General features: G+C 32.2%; 19 protein-coding genes, 1 tRNA gene and 1 other annotated feature (1 of these 21 only partly in view). Of the genes, 1 reads left to right on the plus strand and 19 read right to left on the minus strand.

Going from position 1 to position 16,585, the window contains the following annotated elements; all coding sequences use genetic code 11:
* Positions 1–8: 8 nt before the first annotated feature.
* The 9 genes from lspA to H8707_RS10585 all read right to left on the minus strand — a co-directional run bounded on the left by lspA (position 9) and on the right by H8707_RS10585 (position 5,696).
* On the minus strand, positions 9–461 hold the full coding sequence (gene lspA / locus H8707_RS10545) for a signal peptidase II (protein WP_262430106.1): 453 nt from the start codon (positions 459–461) through the stop codon (positions 9–11).
* A gap of 117 nt (positions 462–578) precedes the next feature.
* A complete protein-coding gene (locus H8707_RS10550) occupies positions 579–1,193 on the minus strand; it encodes a TraR/DksA C4-type zinc finger protein (RefSeq protein ID WP_262430107.1) in 615 nt (204 codons plus the stop codon).
* Positions 1,194–1,282: 89 nt separating this feature from the next.
* Positions 1,283–1,804, minus strand: coding sequence for a DivIVA domain-containing protein (locus H8707_RS10555; RefSeq protein WP_262430108.1), 522 nt, complete (start codon positions 1,802–1,804; stop codon positions 1,283–1,285).
* A 13-nt stretch (positions 1,805–1,817) separates the two neighbouring features.
* Positions 1,818–2,600: a YlmH family RNA-binding protein gene (locus tag H8707_RS10560; RefSeq protein ID WP_262430109.1), complete on the minus strand. Its 783-nt coding sequence runs from the start codon at positions 2,598–2,600 to the stop codon at positions 1,818–1,820.
* Complete coding sequence (locus tag H8707_RS10565) at positions 2,597–2,869, minus strand: YggT family protein (protein ID WP_262430110.1); 273 nt, start codon at positions 2,867–2,869, stop codon at positions 2,597–2,599. The genes H8707_RS10560 and H8707_RS10565 overlap by 4 nt, the downstream gene beginning before the upstream one ends.
* A gap of 17 nt (positions 2,870–2,886) precedes the next feature.
* Positions 2,887–3,327: a cell division protein SepF gene (locus H8707_RS10570; protein ID WP_262430111.1), complete on the minus strand. Its 441-nt coding sequence runs from the start codon at positions 3,325–3,327 to the stop codon at positions 2,887–2,889.
* Between the two features lie 12 nt (positions 3,328–3,339).
* Positions 3,340–4,026 (minus strand): YggS family pyridoxal phosphate-dependent enzyme, encoded by a 687-nt coding sequence (locus tag H8707_RS10575; RefSeq protein WP_262430112.1) that lies wholly within the window; start codon positions 4,024–4,026, stop codon positions 3,340–3,342.
* Between the two features lie 15 nt (positions 4,027–4,041).
* Positions 4,042–5,313, minus strand: coding sequence for an HlyD family efflux transporter periplasmic adaptor subunit (locus H8707_RS10580; RefSeq protein ID WP_262430113.1), 1,272 nt, complete (start codon positions 5,311–5,313; stop codon positions 4,042–4,044).
* Between the two features lie 14 nt (positions 5,314–5,327).
* A complete protein-coding gene (locus tag H8707_RS10585; RefSeq protein ID WP_262430114.1) occupies positions 5,328–5,696 on the minus strand; it encodes a hypothetical protein in 369 nt (122 codons plus the stop codon).
* A gap of 104 nt (positions 5,697–5,800) precedes the next feature.
* On the opposite strand from H8707_RS10585, the gene H8707_RS10590 reads away from it, so the two are divergent.
* Positions 5,801–5,874, plus strand: a tRNA-Pro gene (locus H8707_RS10590).
* Positions 5,875–5,941: 67 nt separating this feature from the next.
* On the opposite strand, the gene spoIVA is transcribed toward H8707_RS10590, so the two are convergent.
* The 10 genes from spoIVA to aspS all read right to left on the minus strand — a co-directional run bounded on the left by spoIVA (position 5,942) and on the right by aspS (position 16,438).
* On the minus strand, positions 5,942–7,420 hold the full coding sequence (gene spoIVA / locus H8707_RS10595; RefSeq protein ID WP_262430115.1) for a stage IV sporulation protein A: 1,479 nt from the start codon (positions 7,418–7,420) through the stop codon (positions 5,942–5,944).
* Between the two features lie 119 nt (positions 7,421–7,539).
* Positions 7,540–8,550 (minus strand): NAD(P)H-dependent glycerol-3-phosphate dehydrogenase, encoded by a 1,011-nt coding sequence (locus H8707_RS10600; RefSeq protein ID WP_262430116.1) that lies wholly within the window; start codon positions 8,548–8,550, stop codon positions 7,540–7,542.
* A 5-nt stretch (positions 8,551–8,555) separates the two neighbouring features.
* Positions 8,556–9,143, minus strand: a complete 588-nt coding sequence (gene plsY, locus H8707_RS10605) for a glycerol-3-phosphate 1-O-acyltransferase PlsY (RefSeq protein WP_262430117.1) — start codon at positions 9,141–9,143, stop codon at positions 8,556–8,558.
* Positions 9,144–9,145: 2 nt separating this feature from the next.
* A complete protein-coding gene (der, locus tag H8707_RS10610; RefSeq protein ID WP_262430118.1) occupies positions 9,146–10,468 on the minus strand; it encodes a ribosome biogenesis GTPase Der in 1,323 nt (440 codons plus the stop codon).
* Positions 10,465–11,808: a DUF512 domain-containing protein gene (locus tag H8707_RS10615; protein WP_262430119.1), complete on the minus strand. Its 1,344-nt coding sequence runs from the start codon at positions 11,806–11,808 to the stop codon at positions 10,465–10,467. The genes der and H8707_RS10615 overlap by 4 nt, the downstream gene beginning before the upstream one ends.
* 55 nt (positions 11,809–11,863) lie before the next feature.
* Positions 11,864–13,093 (minus strand): serine hydroxymethyltransferase, encoded by a 1,230-nt coding sequence (locus H8707_RS10620; RefSeq protein ID WP_316699656.1) that lies wholly within the window; start codon positions 13,091–13,093, stop codon positions 11,864–11,866.
* Between the two features lie 152 nt (positions 13,094–13,245).
* A complete protein-coding gene (locus H8707_RS10625; RefSeq protein WP_262430161.1) occupies positions 13,246–13,509 on the minus strand; it encodes a metal-sensitive transcriptional regulator in 264 nt (87 codons plus the stop codon).
* Positions 13,510–13,527: 18 nt separating this feature from the next.
* Positions 13,528–13,947 (minus strand): SoxR reducing system RseC family protein, encoded by a 420-nt coding sequence (locus tag H8707_RS10630; RefSeq protein WP_262430120.1) that lies wholly within the window; start codon positions 13,945–13,947, stop codon positions 13,528–13,530.
* Between the two features lie 11 nt (positions 13,948–13,958).
* The gene (locus tag H8707_RS10635; protein WP_262430121.1) at positions 13,959–14,660 is read right to left on the minus strand and encodes a tRNA threonylcarbamoyladenosine dehydratase; all 702 of its coding nucleotides are present in this window, start codon (positions 14,658–14,660) and stop codon (positions 13,959–13,961) included.
* Complete coding sequence (gene aspS, locus H8707_RS10640; protein ID WP_262430122.1) at positions 14,660–16,438, minus strand: aspartate--tRNA ligase; 1,779 nt, start codon at positions 16,436–16,438, stop codon at positions 14,660–14,662. Before aspS ends, H8707_RS10635 begins: the two co-directional genes overlap by 1 nt.
* Positions 16,439–16,483: 45 nt before the next feature.
* Positions 16,484–16,585, minus strand: a binding site (T-box leader) (it continues 103 nt past the right edge of the window).

The raw sequence follows: 16,585 nt of genomic DNA on the forward strand, positions 1-16,585 counted from the left end.
AAACCCTCCTAGGCGCTATGTTTATCAAACAATACAACATATACTATAACTAAAGTTCCTAGCACAATTGCCATATCTGCTATATTAAATACTGGAAAATCATAAGTCTTTGTTATTTTAGCACTTATAAAATCTACAACAAATCCATGTCTTACTCTATCAATATAATTGCCAATAGCTCCGCCTAATAATACGGATGCTCCGATTTTGCTAATTAACGAAAGTTCATTAAAATATTTGATAATATAAAATGAAATTACAAGTAGAAATATTGTCGTTATGATGACAAATAACATTCTTTTTTCTTGGAGTATGCCAAAGGCTGCTCCCGCATTTTCGGTATAATGTAAACTTAAAAAGTTCTTTATCAGTACTACAGGACTTTGACCTTTTAGATATTTTATTGCCAGATGTTTTGTAAGTTGATCTATTATAATAATAAATGCAATTAATACTATCAAATTGATACCTCCAAGTTAATGTGATTTGTTCATTGTAAATCGTGAATTATCTATACCTATTCTATATTATATAAAGTTCGAATTCAACAAAAACTTCTCTTGATTTGCAAGAGAAGTTTATTTTAATGTTTCATCATAATATTCCTGAGAAAAATTTTCTACCGCCTCTACAGAGTCATCGTCAGCCTCATCAATGACAAGCCCCATATTGTCTCCAGTAGTGAAAGATGGATCATTGGGCACAATATTGTAATAAGAAACTTCCTGATATGCATCCTCTCTATCATATTCCACATTGCTATCAGGATCCACACTGGAAGATGTGGCAATTTTTTCATCTATTGATTCATATAATCTATTATCGAGTTTAGGACTTACTTCTTCAGAACATTCTAAACAAGTTTTAGCATAAGGAACTACTTCCAGTCTCTCTTCATCTATATTTTTATGACATTTTTCACAAATGCCATAACTTTTATTTTTAATTTTTTCTAGAGCATGATCTATATCGTCTAAAGTATCATCCATTTTATTTCTAAAGCCTTGATCTTGTTCTTTGAAGAAAAGTTCGGTCCCAATATCCCCAGGATGATTATCATAATTAGAACTTTCTGTATAATATAGGTCCATTGACCCAAATTCTTCTTGAGTTATATTTTCTCTGGATTTAATCAAATTCTTTTTTTCTTTTAAAAGTCTATTCCAAAAATGATTAAGTTTATCTCTATCCATATATTCCTCCATTTTAAATAAAATCTTAAATTTAATATATCCAATGGAGAAATAATCATTCAACTGTTAAAATGGCATTTTATGATAAGTTACGCCCCCAAATTTGTAATTTCTTTGGATTCACTGTTTTCTTCATTCTTACTTCCTTCTTTTCTTACATCTTCTACTTCAGTATAAAAATCATCTAAAGAAATCAACTGAGCCTCAATAAAAGATTTGTACCTAGTTTTGAAAACAAAAATTTCTTTTTTTAAATACTCATATTCTTGTTTTATATTTCTAACGTCTTCTCTAGCCTGTTCTATCATCTTTTTAGCTGTTATTTCAGCATCTTCAATTATACTATCTGATTTTTGTCTGGCAGCCAATACCACATCTTCTGAAGTAGTTTGTGCTACTATCAATGTACTTTTTAATGTCTCTTCCATTGATTTGTAATGGCTTATTTGATCTGAAAGCATATTTATTTTGTCTTTCAACTCAATATTCTCTTTATAGATTTTTTCATAATCATCAATTATTTCATCTAAAAAGATATCAACATTTTTTGAATTATATCCTCTAAAAGATTTATTGAATTCTTTATTTTGTATATCTAGTGGTGTTATCATCATATCACTCCGTCTAAGTTAGTATTCTTATAGTAGTATAATACCTTCCCTTTTTACTTAATCCATCTATAGAAACAAGTTTAGCGCGTCCGTATCCTCTAGTTGATATAATATCCCCCACATTTATTTCCTTAGAAGGTTTTTCAATCAGTTCCCAATTGACCTTTACATTTCCGGATTTTATAATATCCTGACTTTCTTTTCTGGAAAGATTATAGACAGAACATATAAACACATCTATCCTCATTGAGGATAAAAACTTTTTATATTCCTTAAATGACTCTTCAGGTTCAGATATATCACTTAAATAAATTTCAATTAAATTTACATTTCTGTTCCCAATCTTTTCTAAATTAAATAGCAAAAAGCTACTTATTTCCTTCTTGACTATCACATCTGCATAAGTATCATGTACTAAAATATCCCCAACTTTGGATCTTTTAATTCCAAGATTTAATATACCGCCTAAAAAATCTTTATGTGCCAATCCTTCTTGACCTGAATTGATCCTTAAAAAAGATAAATTTAATTTTATATCGCTTTCATCTACATAAAATGGATATATAATAAATATCTTTCTTTCAGCTGAGTCTAGCCCACCATATTCCAAATAGTTTAACTCAAATCTATTTAAAATGGATTTTGCCAGATGCCTTTCATACGGATCCAAAAAATCTGTTTCTTCAGTTAAATGATTGTTAAGTACCTTTTCTGCTTTATCCAATATTCTTCTCATATTTACTAATTGCTCATTATCTTTTATATGAGAAGTATAAAACTCCCTATCTATTTTCATAATTGCCCCAAAAAACTAATTATTATTGCAGTCAAAATACGTAGTATAAGTATTGAAACCCAAGGAGAAAAATCAAACATCCCTCTGCCTAAGCCAATCTTATCTAATAATCTCTTTGATGGAGAAAGGATGGGTTCTGTCAATTCATATACCAGTCTTCCTAAAGTTGTATTAAAGTTAATCCTAAATATACTCATAAAAATCCTAATGATTATCAATGCTTCAATCAATTCTACAAAGATACTCAAACTTCTAATTAATAAAGCCATATTTTCCACCTTATAACCTACCAAGGAAAAATTCCCCTGTTTTTTAATTCATCTTTTAGTCCGTCTATTTCTATATTGCTAGGTGCCAATATAAATATGTCCTTTGTTACCTTTTGAATTTTTCCTTCAACTGCATAAATACCCCCATTTATGAAATCAAATATCTGTCTCTTTACACTCAGCTCCAATTGTTCAAAATTCACCACTATTGCTTTCCTGGATTTTAAGTCATCAATGATTTGAGGAGCTTCATCATAGCTAAGCGGTTCATGTACTGTTATCTTCATATTACTATTAGTATGGATATTTACCACTTTATTATTATACTTTTTTGTTTTTGTTTGTGAAGGAAAATCTAAAGCTTCTTCTTCCAATGTATCTTCTACAACATCTTCATCTTCTTCCTCGAATTCATCAATACCTATAAAATATTTAAACTTGTCCATAAAACTACTCATAGTCTAGCCCCCTTAATAATTTCTTTTACCAAATATTCCTGTACCTACGCGTATCATGTTTGACCCCTCTTCAATCGCTATTTCATAATCATTTGTCATTCCCATGGAAAGATAATCCATACTAACATTCTCATAATCTCTACTTATAATGTTTTCTTTTAAAGAATTCATCGTTCTAAAAACATTCCTTAAAATAGCCTCATCATCTGTGAAAGGTGCTATCGTCATTAAACCTTTTATTCTAATGTTCTCATATTTTTGTATTTCTTCTATAAAAGAAATAACTTCATCTACCCTAAGTCCTGATTTAGTCTCCTCTTCTGCTACATTTACTTGGATTAGGGCATTAACTAAAATATTATTCATTTTTGCTCTTTTTTCTAATTCTTTAGCTAAAGAAACTCTATCCAAAGAGTGAATCAATTTTACCTCATCTATTATAAATCTTACCTTATTTGTCTGGAGTGAACCTATCAAATGATAATTTACCCTATTACCCAAGGCATCAATCTTTTTTTCTAACTCTTGTACTCTATTTTCTCCAATATCTGTTATCCCCAGACTGATTGCCTCTTCAATTCTATCTATGTCTACAGTCTTTGTTACCGCTATTAACTCTACATTATCCTTTCTGCCGACTCTTTGCAATGATTTATATATATTCTCGTTTATCTCCGAGAGATTCTCTTTTATATACATCTAAAGCCCTCCTTATTACCTTAGAATTTGACCATCTTTAACTGTCGTAGGGTCAATAAATATCTCATCATATAAAGATACTGTTTTATATTTTTCTCCTCCAATAGTTATAAACCCACCAATATCTCCTTTATCTATATATGCATCATCTCCAACAATATCAAGAACATTAACAGGCTTAAATTTTACTATTCCATTTACTTCTTCAATATATACGCCTTTTTTACCTTCATAATCAAATACAGCATTTACCGGGATTTTATAGCTTTCTATTTTTTCCTTTATGATACTTACATCGGTAAATCTTAAATTGTATATTTCATGTAAATAATCCCTGAATCTTACTACAATCACAGCTTTGTTGTTGGTAGTATTTATTGCTACGATATTCCCTATAATTTCTTTATCTGCTACTTCCACAGTTATCGCTTGTCCAATTTCATAATCTTCAATATCCTTAGTATTTGTAACTTTTATAGCCAAATACCATTCAAAATTATTGATTGTCTTAAAAACCGGAGAGCCAATACTAATTTTATCTTGAATTTCGTTCTTAGCATTCTCATCTATATTTAGATTTTCATAAGTATAATTTTCAAAATCTTTTGGCAAAAATATATTCTCATACCCGTCAATTTCATATGAAATTAATCCTGATTCGCTTGAATAGCATCTTATATTATTTTTATCTATTTTTTCAACTAAACCCTTTCTAGTTTCTTTTAAGGTTTCAATACTTTGATTAAGAAGAGTATTCCCTTGGGATGAATTATTTAATTTTCCATTATATATTAGAATTTCTTCTTTTGATCTTTGGACATTTAAATAACTACCCTCGTTTATATATTTTTGTATATCATTCACTGTTTCTTTTTGAAAATCTTCCAATTGAGTGTTATCATTAGAAATATCCGATGCTTGTCTATCGGATTTGCTGAGTGTATCTATTTTTTGATCTACCTCTAGTAGCTCTTGTTTAAGTCCGGAAGTATCATTTAGAAGACTTATCCTTGCAACTTCTTCAAAAGATGAAACTCTTTCACCCTCTTTAGCTATCCTTTCCACCTGTCCATTCCCTTCGGCAAAATATACATATTCTTCTTTGATTAACACACTTTGTCCTTCAAACTTTCGAAATAGCACATCGTCTTCAGGCAATACGGTTTTATATGGATTTCCAAATACAAGAGGTATTAAACTAATAATAAAATATATAAGAAGAAAAGTGAAAAGAATTAATATGATTCTATTTTTTCTTTTCTTTTTTTGTACTCTTGTCTGGGACATAATATACCTCCCAATTAAGTAAAAAATTTACCATATTTACTTATTATTTTAAATTGAGCAATATTGTCTATCTTAAATCTCAACAATTGATTTCCATTGGTAATCATCAATATAGCTTTTTCCTTTTGAGTTGCACCAATGATAGTTCCTATGAATTTATCTTTTGATTTTGTAATTACTTTAATTTCATCACCAGCTCTTATTCTTTTTCCATCTAAAAAAAACTCTTTTAAATCTGTTTCATCTAAATGTTCTTGCGTCACATTTTTATTATCTATAATAATCATATTATTTTTTAAATAAAATTTTTCTTTTACTACTACCAGTATATATCCAATTACACTTATTATAAATAGCATAATTAAAATTTCATTAAAAAACATAAAACACCTCCAAACTTTGTTGTTAAAATATAGTATACCATAATTTAGTTACGATTCAAACACTTTACAAATCCAATTTTGTAATATATAATATCTATTGTAATCGGGGTGTAGCGCAGTTTGGTAGCGCACATGACTGGGGGTCATGGGGCCGGAGGTTCAAATCCTCTCACTCCGACTTTTTTTGTTAATTTATGCCTAAATAATTTAATGGGGTGGATTACAATAATCCACCCCATTATAGTCTATATTATTATTAAGATCAGTCCTCCGCTTCCGTCATTTAATATCTTTTCTAATACTTTTCTCATTTTCTGTCTTGAATTTTCTGGCATTGTATTCAACTTCCCTTGAAGCTGCTCAGTTACAAGATCATACAATGATTTCCCAAATAGGTTGGACTCCCAAATCTTTGATGGCTCGCTCTCAAATTCAGACATAAAATATTGAACAAGTTCTTCTGATTGAATCTCTGTACCTATTAGGGGTGATACTTCTGTAGTAATATCTGCCCTCAACACATGGAGGGATGGCGCCTTTGCTTTAAGCTTTACTCCAAATCTATTACCCTGTCTATAGATTTCAGGTTCTGCTAATTCCATTTCTTCCAGGCTTGGACTTACTAGACCATATCCTATCTCTCGGGCTTCGCGAATAGCTTTTTCAACCTTATCATATTCTTTCTTGGTCTCAGACAGTTTTGTTACAAGATTTAATATTTGATAATCTCCATCTATTAGATACCCGGTAATTTCGCTTAAAATTTTGAAAAATAATCCTTCTTCAAGAATTATCTCAGTATCAACAGATCCTTCTCCCAGATGAATTTCATTAATTAATAGATCTTCAACTATATCTACATCTCTTAATGGATTTAAACATCCTCCAACCTGATTCAACTTTTCCATATCTACGATTGATTCCTGAAGTGAGTCCATAATTTCTTGTCTAATCCAATGATTCCTTGGCAATCCGTCTATCCACCCCGGTAGATTTATATTTACTTCTTTTACCGGAAATTCATACAATAAATTCTCAAATATCTTCTCGACATCACCAACATCCATATTCAGACAATCCATAGAGATAACAGAAACTCCATACTTATTTTCTAAACTTTCAGCTAATGCCACCGTACTATCCAAATTTGGATGTTTTGAATTTAGTATGATAATAAAAGGCTTTTCTAATGCTTGTAATTCCTCTATTACCCTTTCCTCAGCCTTTATATAATTGGCTCTGGGAATATCCGTAATAGATCCGTCAGTAGTTATGACTATGCCAACTGTAGAGTGTTCATTTATTACTTTTTTGGTGCCTATTTCTGCAGCCTCTTCAAATGGAATAGTATCCTCACTCCATGGTGTATTTACCATTCTGGGCATTTGATTTTCTTCATGCCCTAAAGCGCCTTTTACCAAGTATCCTACACAATCAACCATCCTAACTTTAAATTTTATATTTTCGCTTAAAGTAAGTTCAACAGCTTCTGAAGGTACAAATTTGGGTTCTGTTGTCATTATAGTTTTGCCGGCTCCACTTAAAGGTAGTTCATCAATCGTTCTTTCCTTCTTATGTTTATTATCCATATGAGGTATAACCAATAATTCCATAAACCTTTTAATAAATGTTGATTTTCCTGTTCTTACTGGACCCACTACACCTGCATATATATCTCCATCTGTTCTATCAGATATGTCTTTGTATATATCAAAATTCCCCACTACTTACCCCCCTTATTACATATTAAATCACTATTATAATATATACGTAAAATTATTATAATTATTACTTTGTTAAAAAAAAACCTGCTTTTTTAGCAGGTTAATTAATACAAAATTTTTTATTGTACTACATCTTCCATCTCATGTTTTTTGTCCCTCTGCATTAGTCTATCTACAGCGGCTTTTACATCTGCATTTTCATATAATACATTGTAAATCTCTGATGTAATAGGCATACTTACATTATATTTTTTACCTAATATATAGGCTGATTTAGTAGTTTTTATTCCTTCAACCACCATACCAACTTCTCGAATAGCTTCTTCCATATTTTTCCCCTGACCAATAAGTATACCTGCTCTTCTATTTCTACTATGCATGCTTGTACAAGTTACAATTAGGTCTCCTATACCTGACAGCCCTGAAAATGTATTCGGATTTGCCCCCAATTTTTCACCGAGTTTTGCTATCTCAAAGATCCCTCTGGTCATAAGGGCAGCTTTGGTATTGTCCCCATAGCTTAGACCATCTGATATGCCGGCACCTAATGCTATTATATTCTTCAGTGAACCTCCAAGCTCAACTCCAATTACATCCGGATTTGTATATACTCTAAATGTAGGTGTAATAAACAAGTCCTGTATGTAATGCGCTACTTCCATATCTTCCGATGCAGATACTACGGTAGTTGGTATATTAATAGCTACTTCCTCTGCATGAGAAGGCCCCGAAAGTATTGCGTATTTATTTTGGGGAAGTATCTCCTTAACTATCTGAGAAATTCTTAGAAGGCTGTCATTTTCTATACCCTTTGCAACATTTACTATGATTTGATCTCCACCTATAAAATTTTTTGAATTGTTTAATACTTCTCTAACGCCATGAGTAGGAACTGCTAATAATATTACATCTTTATTGTAGATTGTTTTTTCCAAATCACTAGATACATTTAAATTTCCAGGAAGCTTTACATTTGGTAGAAATCTTTTATTTTCTCTAGTACTGTTCATCTCAAAAGATTGTTCCCTATTTCTCATCCACATATCCACTTTATAACCTTTGTTTCTAAGAAGTATTGCCAAAGCAGTACCCCAGCTGCCCCCTCCGATAACGCCTATGCTTTTACACACGCGATTCACCTACCAATCTTGTTTTCATTTCCCCTTATAAGTCTTTCGATATTCGACTTGTGTCTACATATTCCAAGTAATCCCAAAAATACAGTAGTTAATGTTAGATACCTATTATTTGGATTATTTATTATAATACTGATAAAAGGGTTAAGTACAAAAAATACTATTGATCCTAAAGATACATATTTCGTAAAAAATCCCACAATTAATCCTATTATGACTGATATTAATGCCATTGGAAAATCTAATATTGCCAACGCTCCAATAGATGTGGCAACTCCTTTTCCACCTTTAAACCTTATATATATTGGATAATCATGCCCTAAAACAGCACAAATCCCTCCAAGTAAACCCCCGTTGTATCCTTCTAAATAAAATCCAATTAAAACTGCTATGGCGCCTTTTGCAAAGTCAATAAGAAATGTCAAAACTCCCATCCTAAACCCCATTACTCTTATTGCATTTGTTGTACCGGAGTTTCCGCTGCCATGAACTCTAATATCTATTTTTTTTATTGCCTTACCCAAAAAAAACGCTGAAGAAAATGAACCTATAAGATAGGATATTATACCAATAATAACAAACTTCATTGCTATTCACTTTTACCCCTTTCTTTATATTCAATCTGAATAGGAATTCCCATAAATCCAAAATGACTTCTAATTTGATTTTCAAGGTATCTTGTATATGAAAAATGCATCAATTCAATATTATTTACAAATATAACAAATTTTGGCGGCCTTACAGATACTTGGGTTCCATAATATATTTTTGCTCTTTTGCCTTTATCTGAGGGTGGTTGATTCATAAGTACCGCTTGATTAATTATATCGTTGAACACTCCTGTGCTAATTCTCAAATTATTATTATTATTAACTACGTTGATCAACTCAAGTAATTTACTCACTCGTTGCCCGGTAAGTGCTGAGATAAAAACTATAGGAGCATAATCAATAAATCCTAAGGTTTTTCTTATTGATTTTTCAAATTCTTTATATGTCTTATTATCTTTTTCTATCTTATCCCATTTATTTACTGCAATGATTATACCTTTGCCATTATCATGAGCATATCCGACTATTTTAGAATCCTGCTCCGTTACACCTTCTGTAGCATCTATCAAAAGTACAGAAATTTCCGACCTATCTATTGCCGCTAATGTCCTTACTACAGAATATCTTTCAACATTCTCATATATACTTCTTTTCCTTCTTAAGCCTGCCGTGTCTACAAATACATATTTATTGTCCCCATGTTCAAAATAGCTATCAATAGAATCTCTTGTAGTTCCTGCAATATCTGTAACTATTACCCTTTCTTCTCCTAATATATAATTTATAAGAGAAGATTTACCTACGTTAGGTCTTCCTATAAAAGTTACTCTTACTGTCTCTTCATCCAAATCGGTATCTCTTTCTTCCGGAAAACACTTTACTACTTCATCCAATAAATCACCTAAACCTAAACTCTGTTCAGCAGATATTATCATGGGTTCCCCTAATCCAAGTTCATAATATTCATATATTTCACTGGGGATATTTTGATTGTCTATTTTGTTGGCTACAATTATTACCTTTTTTCTGGATTTTCTTAGTATATTTCCTATTTCTCTATCCGTTTGGGTAAGTGATTGAGTTCCATCTACTACAAACAGTATCACATCTGATGTATCTATTGCTATTTGAGCTTGTTTTCTAATATTTGACATTATTGTGTCTTCATTTTCCGGTTCCAGACCACCTGTATCTATAACAGTGAAATAGTTATTTAACCATTCGCCTTCAGCATATATTCTATCCCTTGTAACACCTGGGGTATCTTCTGTAATTGCAATTCTTCTTCCTACTAATTTATTGAATAATGTGGACTTGCCAACATTTGGTCTTCCTACTATACAAACTATAGCTTTATTCATTTGTTCACCTCTTCTTCAAATATCTTCAACAAAGCTTTACCCTCTACATTTGAAACAATTATCTTTGCTCCTAATTTTTCTTCCGCCTCATGCAATAACAAATCATCCAAGAATACATCTTCATCCCTTTTAAGCATACTTTTAGGTATGATAATTCCATCTAAATCACAAGTATGCTCCTTTAATTGCCCTACCAGATCTTCTCCTGTAATTAAACCTGCCACGGTAATAGTTTCTCCAAAAAAATGATTGACTATAGGGATAACTTGTAAACTTAAATCTTTAAATTTTTCTTCTATTTTGGATGCAAGCTTTGAAATAAAATCATATGCCAAGGTTCCGGTAGCTAAAATGTATTTTTTGTTTGTGCACATTTGAGTTTTTATTTTAGCCAACTCCGCATCTATCTCATGTTCAAAAGATTTCATCAGCCCTACCCCGTTTTCCAATTGTGGAAAACCTTCATACTCTTTATATAATGGTACTTCCCTTTTAGAAAGACAATAAAACTCATCTGAAGGAAAAATAAATCTTGTTCCTATTTTCCCCAAAAGCTCTCTCTGTAAGCTTTCTGCAATGTCCAATAATTCATCGGACAATTTTTTATCATAAGGGGTAACATCAAATAGTCCTTCCCTATATCTTGTAATACCTACAGGTACTACTGCTACTGATTCAATGGTAGGATATAATTTAGATAAATCATTTATAGTCCTTAATAATTCTGCCCCATCATTAACAAATGGAACAAGAACTATTTGACAATTTACTTTCAATTTTGCTTTATGAAATCTTTTCAATATTTCATATACATTCCCGGCATTCTTATTATTAAGCATTTTGATTCGCAGTTCTGGATTTGTCGTATGAACCGAGATATTTATTGGGCTTAGTTTGTATTTTATAATGCGTTCTATTTCATCTTCACTCATATTCGTTAATGTAATGAAATTGCCCTGCAGAAACGATAGCCTTGAATCATCATCTTTAAAATACAATGTTTCTCTCATATTGGGAGGCAATTGATCAATAAAACAAAAAAGACATTTATTTCTACAAGATTTAGCTTTATCTATTAATGGATTTGAAAAAGAAATGCCTAAATCCTCATCATAATCCTTTTCTATTTCAAATTCCCAAATATCACCATTAGGTTTTTGTATTTTAACTAATAAAAAATCATCAGATACCAGAAATTTATAGTCTATAATATCCTTAACTTTTTCATTATTTATACTAAGTAGTATATCTCCTAACTCAATTCCCAATTCCTCTGCTATGCTACCCTTATCTATTTTTTGAATTATATTTCTTGATTCATTAATATTCTTTAATTCCATTTAATTTCCGCCTGTCATTATGTTTAACGAAGGTGGCATTGAAACCACCCCCTTTTTAATATAATGGAAATCTATCACATAATTGATGAACTTTTCCTATTATTACATTTCTATCATATTTTTCATCTAATGCTAAACTTATTAGATATGCAATTTCTTTCATCTCAGCTTCTTTCATTCCTCTTGTTGTCATAGCCGGAGTACCAATCCTTATACCGCTTGTCACAAACGGACTTTCAGTATCAAAAGGTATTGTGTTTTTATTTGTGGCAATTCCTATATCATTTAATAATGCTTCTGCCTTTTTCCCTGTTAACCCTTTTGCCTTGACATCAATCAATATTAAATGATTATCAGTGCCTCCGGAAACGAGTCTAAAGTCATTTTCTATTAGGCCTTCTGCAAGTGCAGATGCATTTTTAACTATTTGCTTCTGATAGCCTTTGAAATCATCCTGCAATGCTTCTCCAAATGCTACCGCTTTTGCTGCTATAATATGCATCAACGGTCCACCTTGTAATCCCGGAAATATTGCCTTGTCAATAGTCTTCGCATATTCTTCTTTGCAGAGGATTGCTCCTCCCCTTGGTCCCCTTAGTGTCTTGTGAGTTGTAGTAGTTACAAAGTCTGCATAGGGAACCGGATTTTGGTGAAGTCCTGCTGCAACAAGACCTGCAATATGAGCCATATCTACCATAAGGTATGCATCTATTTCATCTGCAATTTCCTTGAATTTTTTGAAGTCTATTTCCCTTGGATAAGCACTAGCACCTGCTACTATCAGCTTAGGTCTTTCCTTCAGTGCTATTTCTCTTACAGCATCATAATCAATTCTTTCTGTCTCTTTGTCTACTCCATATGCTACAAAGTTATAATAAAGTCCCGAAATATTTACCGGGCTGCCATGGGTCAAATGCCCGCCCTGAGATAAATTCATTCCAAGAACCTTATCCCCCGGCTTCAATACAGCTAAGTATACTCCGAGATTTGCATTTGAACCGGAATGGGGTTGTACGTTGGCATGGTCTGCTCCAAACAGCTTTTTTAATCTATCTATCGCCAAGTTTTCGACTAAGTCAACTACTTCACATCCTCCATAATATCTTCTCCCAGGATACCCTTCAGCATATTTATTTGTCAATTGACTTCCCATAGCTTCCATAACTTGCTGGGATACAAAGTTTTCGGATGCAATCAACTCAATATGCTTGTTTTGTCTATCAATCTCCTTATTTATAATGTCCATTACTTCATGATCCATCTTCTCAAGATTTTTAAAATTCATTTGCTATACTCCCTCCAACATATATATTATTATAATTAAAAGCAAAGCAACCAATCACTTACATTATATAAATAAAATACCCCATTTACAAGAATATAAATTATTAAATACAAAAAGCTCAGTTTTACTTGCAACTAAGCTTTTCATCTATTCTAATTTTGTTTTGTATACTTTAGCATAACTTCAACCAATTTATCTAATTCCTCATCCTCAGCTAACCCCGATGAATAATCCTTCATACATGTTTTCATATAATTTTCTAAAATCAATCCCCCTGCACTATTTAATGCAGATCTTGCAGCTGCTATTTGAATCAATATATCTCCGCAATATTTGTCTTCTTCTACCATTTTTTGAATGCCTTTAATTTGTCCCTCTACCCTTCTAAGTCGTTTTACAACAGCGGTTTTATCCACCAAAGAAAGCACCCTCCTCTATAATATCCTTGTCATTTTTATAGCACCTTCATCATTTTCTGCTATTTTTTTATCTAACGATCTTACTACAAAGAAAGATATAAAAAGAGCAACTATACCAACTAAGAAGCTTAATATTTCGTAATTTGGATTACCGTGTGCTTTAAAGTAACCAGAGCTTGCAAATATGCCTACCATTAAAAATATGAATGGAATCATATATACTATGAACGTATATTTCAATATGCTTTTAGGTTCACCTTCTAATTCAACTAAATCTCCAACTTTAACGTTTAGATCATTCTTTAAGGTAATAACATGAGTTTTAGTTTCACAACCGGCTGAACACCCTTTACAGCTGCCACAACCTGAAGCTCTGCGAACTTCAAGTTCAGCTCTATCTTTAACAACTTTTCTTACAAAGCCAACTTGCTCCATAAATACACCTCCTACTTTATAAGGTCTTTTATTACCTCAGATGCCAATATCAAACCTACAACTGAAGGTACAAAAGCAATACTTCCCGGAGTAGCTTTTCTAATTTCTTTATCCCCGATATTTATCTTCTTCGGCGTCTCTTCAGAGCAAACAACCTTTAAATCCTTTATGCCTCTTTTTTTAAGTTCACGCCTCATGACCTTTGCAAGCGGACATACCTTTGTTGAGTAAATATCTTTAATTTCAAAAGATGTTGGATCCAATTTATTTCCGGCGCCCATTGAGCTTATTATAGATATACCCATCGTCTTGCAGGTATTAATCAAATCAATTTTTGCAGAAATCATATCAATAGCATCAATAACATAATCATAATCTGAACTCAATAGCAAATCCTTTGTTTCTTCAGTATATTTTTCATTAAAAACTTTTATTTCTAGATCTGGGTTGATATCAAGCAACCTTTCTTTCATTACTTCTACTTTAGAAAGCCCCACTGTTTTTATAGTTGCATGAATTTGCCTATTGATATTTGTTATATCTATTATATCATAATCTACTAAAACAATCTTCCCCAATCCTGATCTTACTAGTGCCTCTGCAGAAAAAGACCCTACACCTCCAATGCCGAAAACAGCTACTTCCGAATTTTGTAACTTTTTCATTTCTTCTATCCCCAACAACAATTCTGTTCGCTCAAATGGATTTTTCATTATTTTATATCAACCTTTACATGAACTTCTTCCAATTGTTTTTCAGAGACATTCGTTGGTGCATCAGTCATCAAACACGTAGCAGACTGAGTCTTTGGAAATGCTATAACATCTTTAATATTTGAACTATTTGTAAATAACATTATAAGCCTATCGAATCCATAAGCTATCCCACCATGCGGAGGTGCTCCATACTTAAATGCCTCTAGGAGAAATCCAAATTTCTCTTGAGCTTCCTCTTCGGTAAAACCTAAAGCCTTGAACATCCTGCTCTGCAGTTTACTGTTATTAATTCTAATACTCCCTCCACCCATTTCATCGCCATTTATTACTATGTCATAAGCCTTCGCTCTTACATTTTGAGGTTCTGTTTCAAGTAAATCAATATCCTCATCCATCGGATGAGTGAAAGGATGGTGTTTGGCTACATATCTTTTTTCTTCTTCATCATATTCAAACAATGGAAACTCAATAATCCATACTAGTTTAAAATCATCATTTGACAATAAGTTAAGCCTTCTTGCTACTTCATTTCGTAGATTTCCCAAGGAATCACAAGCAACGGATAATTTATCAGCAACTATAAGGATTAAGTCTCCTTTTTCTGCATTGAATCTATCCAATATATTTTTTAATTCTTCATCGCCAAAAAATTTTGCTATAGGAGAGGTTATACCACCTTTAGTCAATTTTATCCATACCAACCCTTTTGCTCCATAGGTCTTAGCATATTCTTCTAAGGATGTTATATCTTTTCTGGTAAATTTATCTCCATAGCCTTTAACATTGATGCCTTTCACTACTCCTTTGTTTTGGACAGTGTCAGAAAATACTTTAAATCCGCAATTTATCACTAAATCGGATATATCAACCAATTCAAATCCAAACCTTAAATCCGGCTTATCTACCCCATATCTCTCCATTGCTTCCTTGTAAGTCATCCTTCTAATAGGCAGGTCTATTTCTACATTCTTCAATTCTTTAAATAATTTGTATATAAATTGTTCGTTTATGCTTATAACATCATCTACATCGACAAAAGACATTTCAATATCTATTTGTGTAAATTCCGGTTGCCTGTTTGCTCGCAAATCCTCGTCTCTAAAACATTTTACTATTTGATAGTATTTATCCATGCCTGATACCATAAGAAGCTGTTTCATAAGCTGTGGTGATTGTGGAAGCGCATAGAATTCCCCTGGGCTAACCCTACTTGGGACAAGATAGTCTCTGGCTCCTTCAGGAGTAGGTTTAGTCAAAAAAGGCGTTTCAACTTCTATGAAGTCATTGTCATAAAAGAAATCTCTGGTGATTTTGGCTGTCTTTGCTCTTAATTTTAGATTTTCTTGCATATGAGGTTTTCTTAAATCCAAATATCTATATTTAAGCCTCATTGTTTCTGATGCATTATCATCATCTTTTATATAGATTGGAGGGGTTTGTGCTTCGTCTAGAATCTTCAATTCTTCTGCCAATACCTCCACATCTCCTGTTGGTATTTCTTTATTAATTGATGATCTGATCCTAACCTTTCCTCTTACTGCAATTACATACTCCGACCTTAAAGTTACCGCTTTTTTAAATAATGCTTCATCTTCAGTACTATCAAAAACTATTTGAGATATACCTGTTGTATCCCTTAAATCAACAAACAATAGTGAGCCAAGATTTCTTTCTCTTTGTACCCACCCCATCAATATAACTTCCTGTCCTGCATTTACATCTCTTAAATTGCCACACATCATGTTTCTTCTTAAATTTCCCATTGATTCTGACATAAAATTTCCTCCTTACAAAAAATTTAAACCCCTCATCTCTGAAACTTCAGGGACGAGAGGTTAACTCGCGGTACCACCCTAATTAGGCAATCCTCAACTCATTATTTTAACGCTAAAATCCAGCGAATAATCCCTTTGGAATTATTT

Source organism: Paratissierella segnis (assembly GCF_014385195.1).
GTDB classification, from domain to species: Bacteria; Bacillota; Clostridia; order Tissierellales; family Tissierellaceae; genus Paratissierella; species Paratissierella segnis.

Excerpts from the sequence above, each read along its gene's own strand:
- H8707_RS10550 (WP_262430107.1), bottom strand. The coding sequence starts at position 1,193 with ATGGATAGAGATAAACTTAATCATTTTTGGAATAGACTTTTAAAAGAA.
- H8707_RS10555 (WP_262430108.1), bottom strand. The coding sequence starts at position 1,804 with ATGATAACACCACTAGATATACAAAATAAAGAATTCAATAAATCTTTT.
- H8707_RS10560 (WP_262430109.1), bottom strand. The coding sequence starts at position 2,600 with ATGAAAATAGATAGGGAGTTTTATACTTCTCATATAAAAGATAATGAG.
- H8707_RS10565 (WP_262430110.1), bottom strand. The coding sequence starts at position 2,869 with ATGGCTTTATTAATTAGAAGTTTGAGTATCTTTGTAGAATTGATTGAA.
- H8707_RS10570 (WP_262430111.1), bottom strand. The coding sequence starts at position 3,327 with ATGAGTAGTTTTATGGACAAGTTTAAATATTTTATAGGTATTGATGAA.
- H8707_RS10575 (WP_262430112.1), bottom strand. The coding sequence starts at position 4,026 with ATGTATATAAAAGAGAATCTCTCGGAGATAAACGAGAATATATATAAA.
- H8707_RS10580 (WP_262430113.1), bottom strand. The coding sequence starts at position 5,313 with ATGTCCCAGACAAGAGTACAAAAAAAGAAAAGAAAAAATAGAATCATA.
- H8707_RS10585 (WP_262430114.1), bottom strand. The coding sequence starts at position 5,696 with ATGTTTTTTAATGAAATTTTAATTATGCTATTTATAATAAGTGTAATT.
- plsY (WP_262430117.1), bottom strand. The coding sequence starts at position 9,143 with ATGAAGTTTGTTATTATTGGTATAATATCCTATCTTATAGGTTCATTT.
- der (WP_262430118.1), bottom strand. The coding sequence starts at position 10,468 with ATGAATAAAGCTATAGTTTGTATAGTAGGAAGACCAAATGTTGGCAAG.
- H8707_RS10615 (WP_262430119.1), bottom strand. The coding sequence starts at position 11,808 with ATGGAATTAAAGAATATTAATGAATCAAGAAATATAATTCAAAAAATA.
- H8707_RS10620 (WP_316699656.1), bottom strand. The coding sequence starts at position 13,093 with ATGAATTTTAAAAATCTTGAGAAGATGGATCATGAAGTAATGGACATT.
- H8707_RS10630 (WP_262430120.1), bottom strand. The coding sequence starts at position 13,947 with ATGGAGCAAGTTGGCTTTGTAAGAAAAGTTGTTAAAGATAGAGCTGAA.
- H8707_RS10635 (WP_262430121.1), bottom strand. The coding sequence starts at position 14,660 with ATGAAAAATCCATTTGAGCGAACAGAATTGTTGTTGGGGATAGAAGAA.
- aspS (WP_262430122.1), bottom strand. The coding sequence starts at position 16,438 with ATGTCAGAATCAATGGGAAATTTAAGAAGAAACATGATGTGTGGCAAT.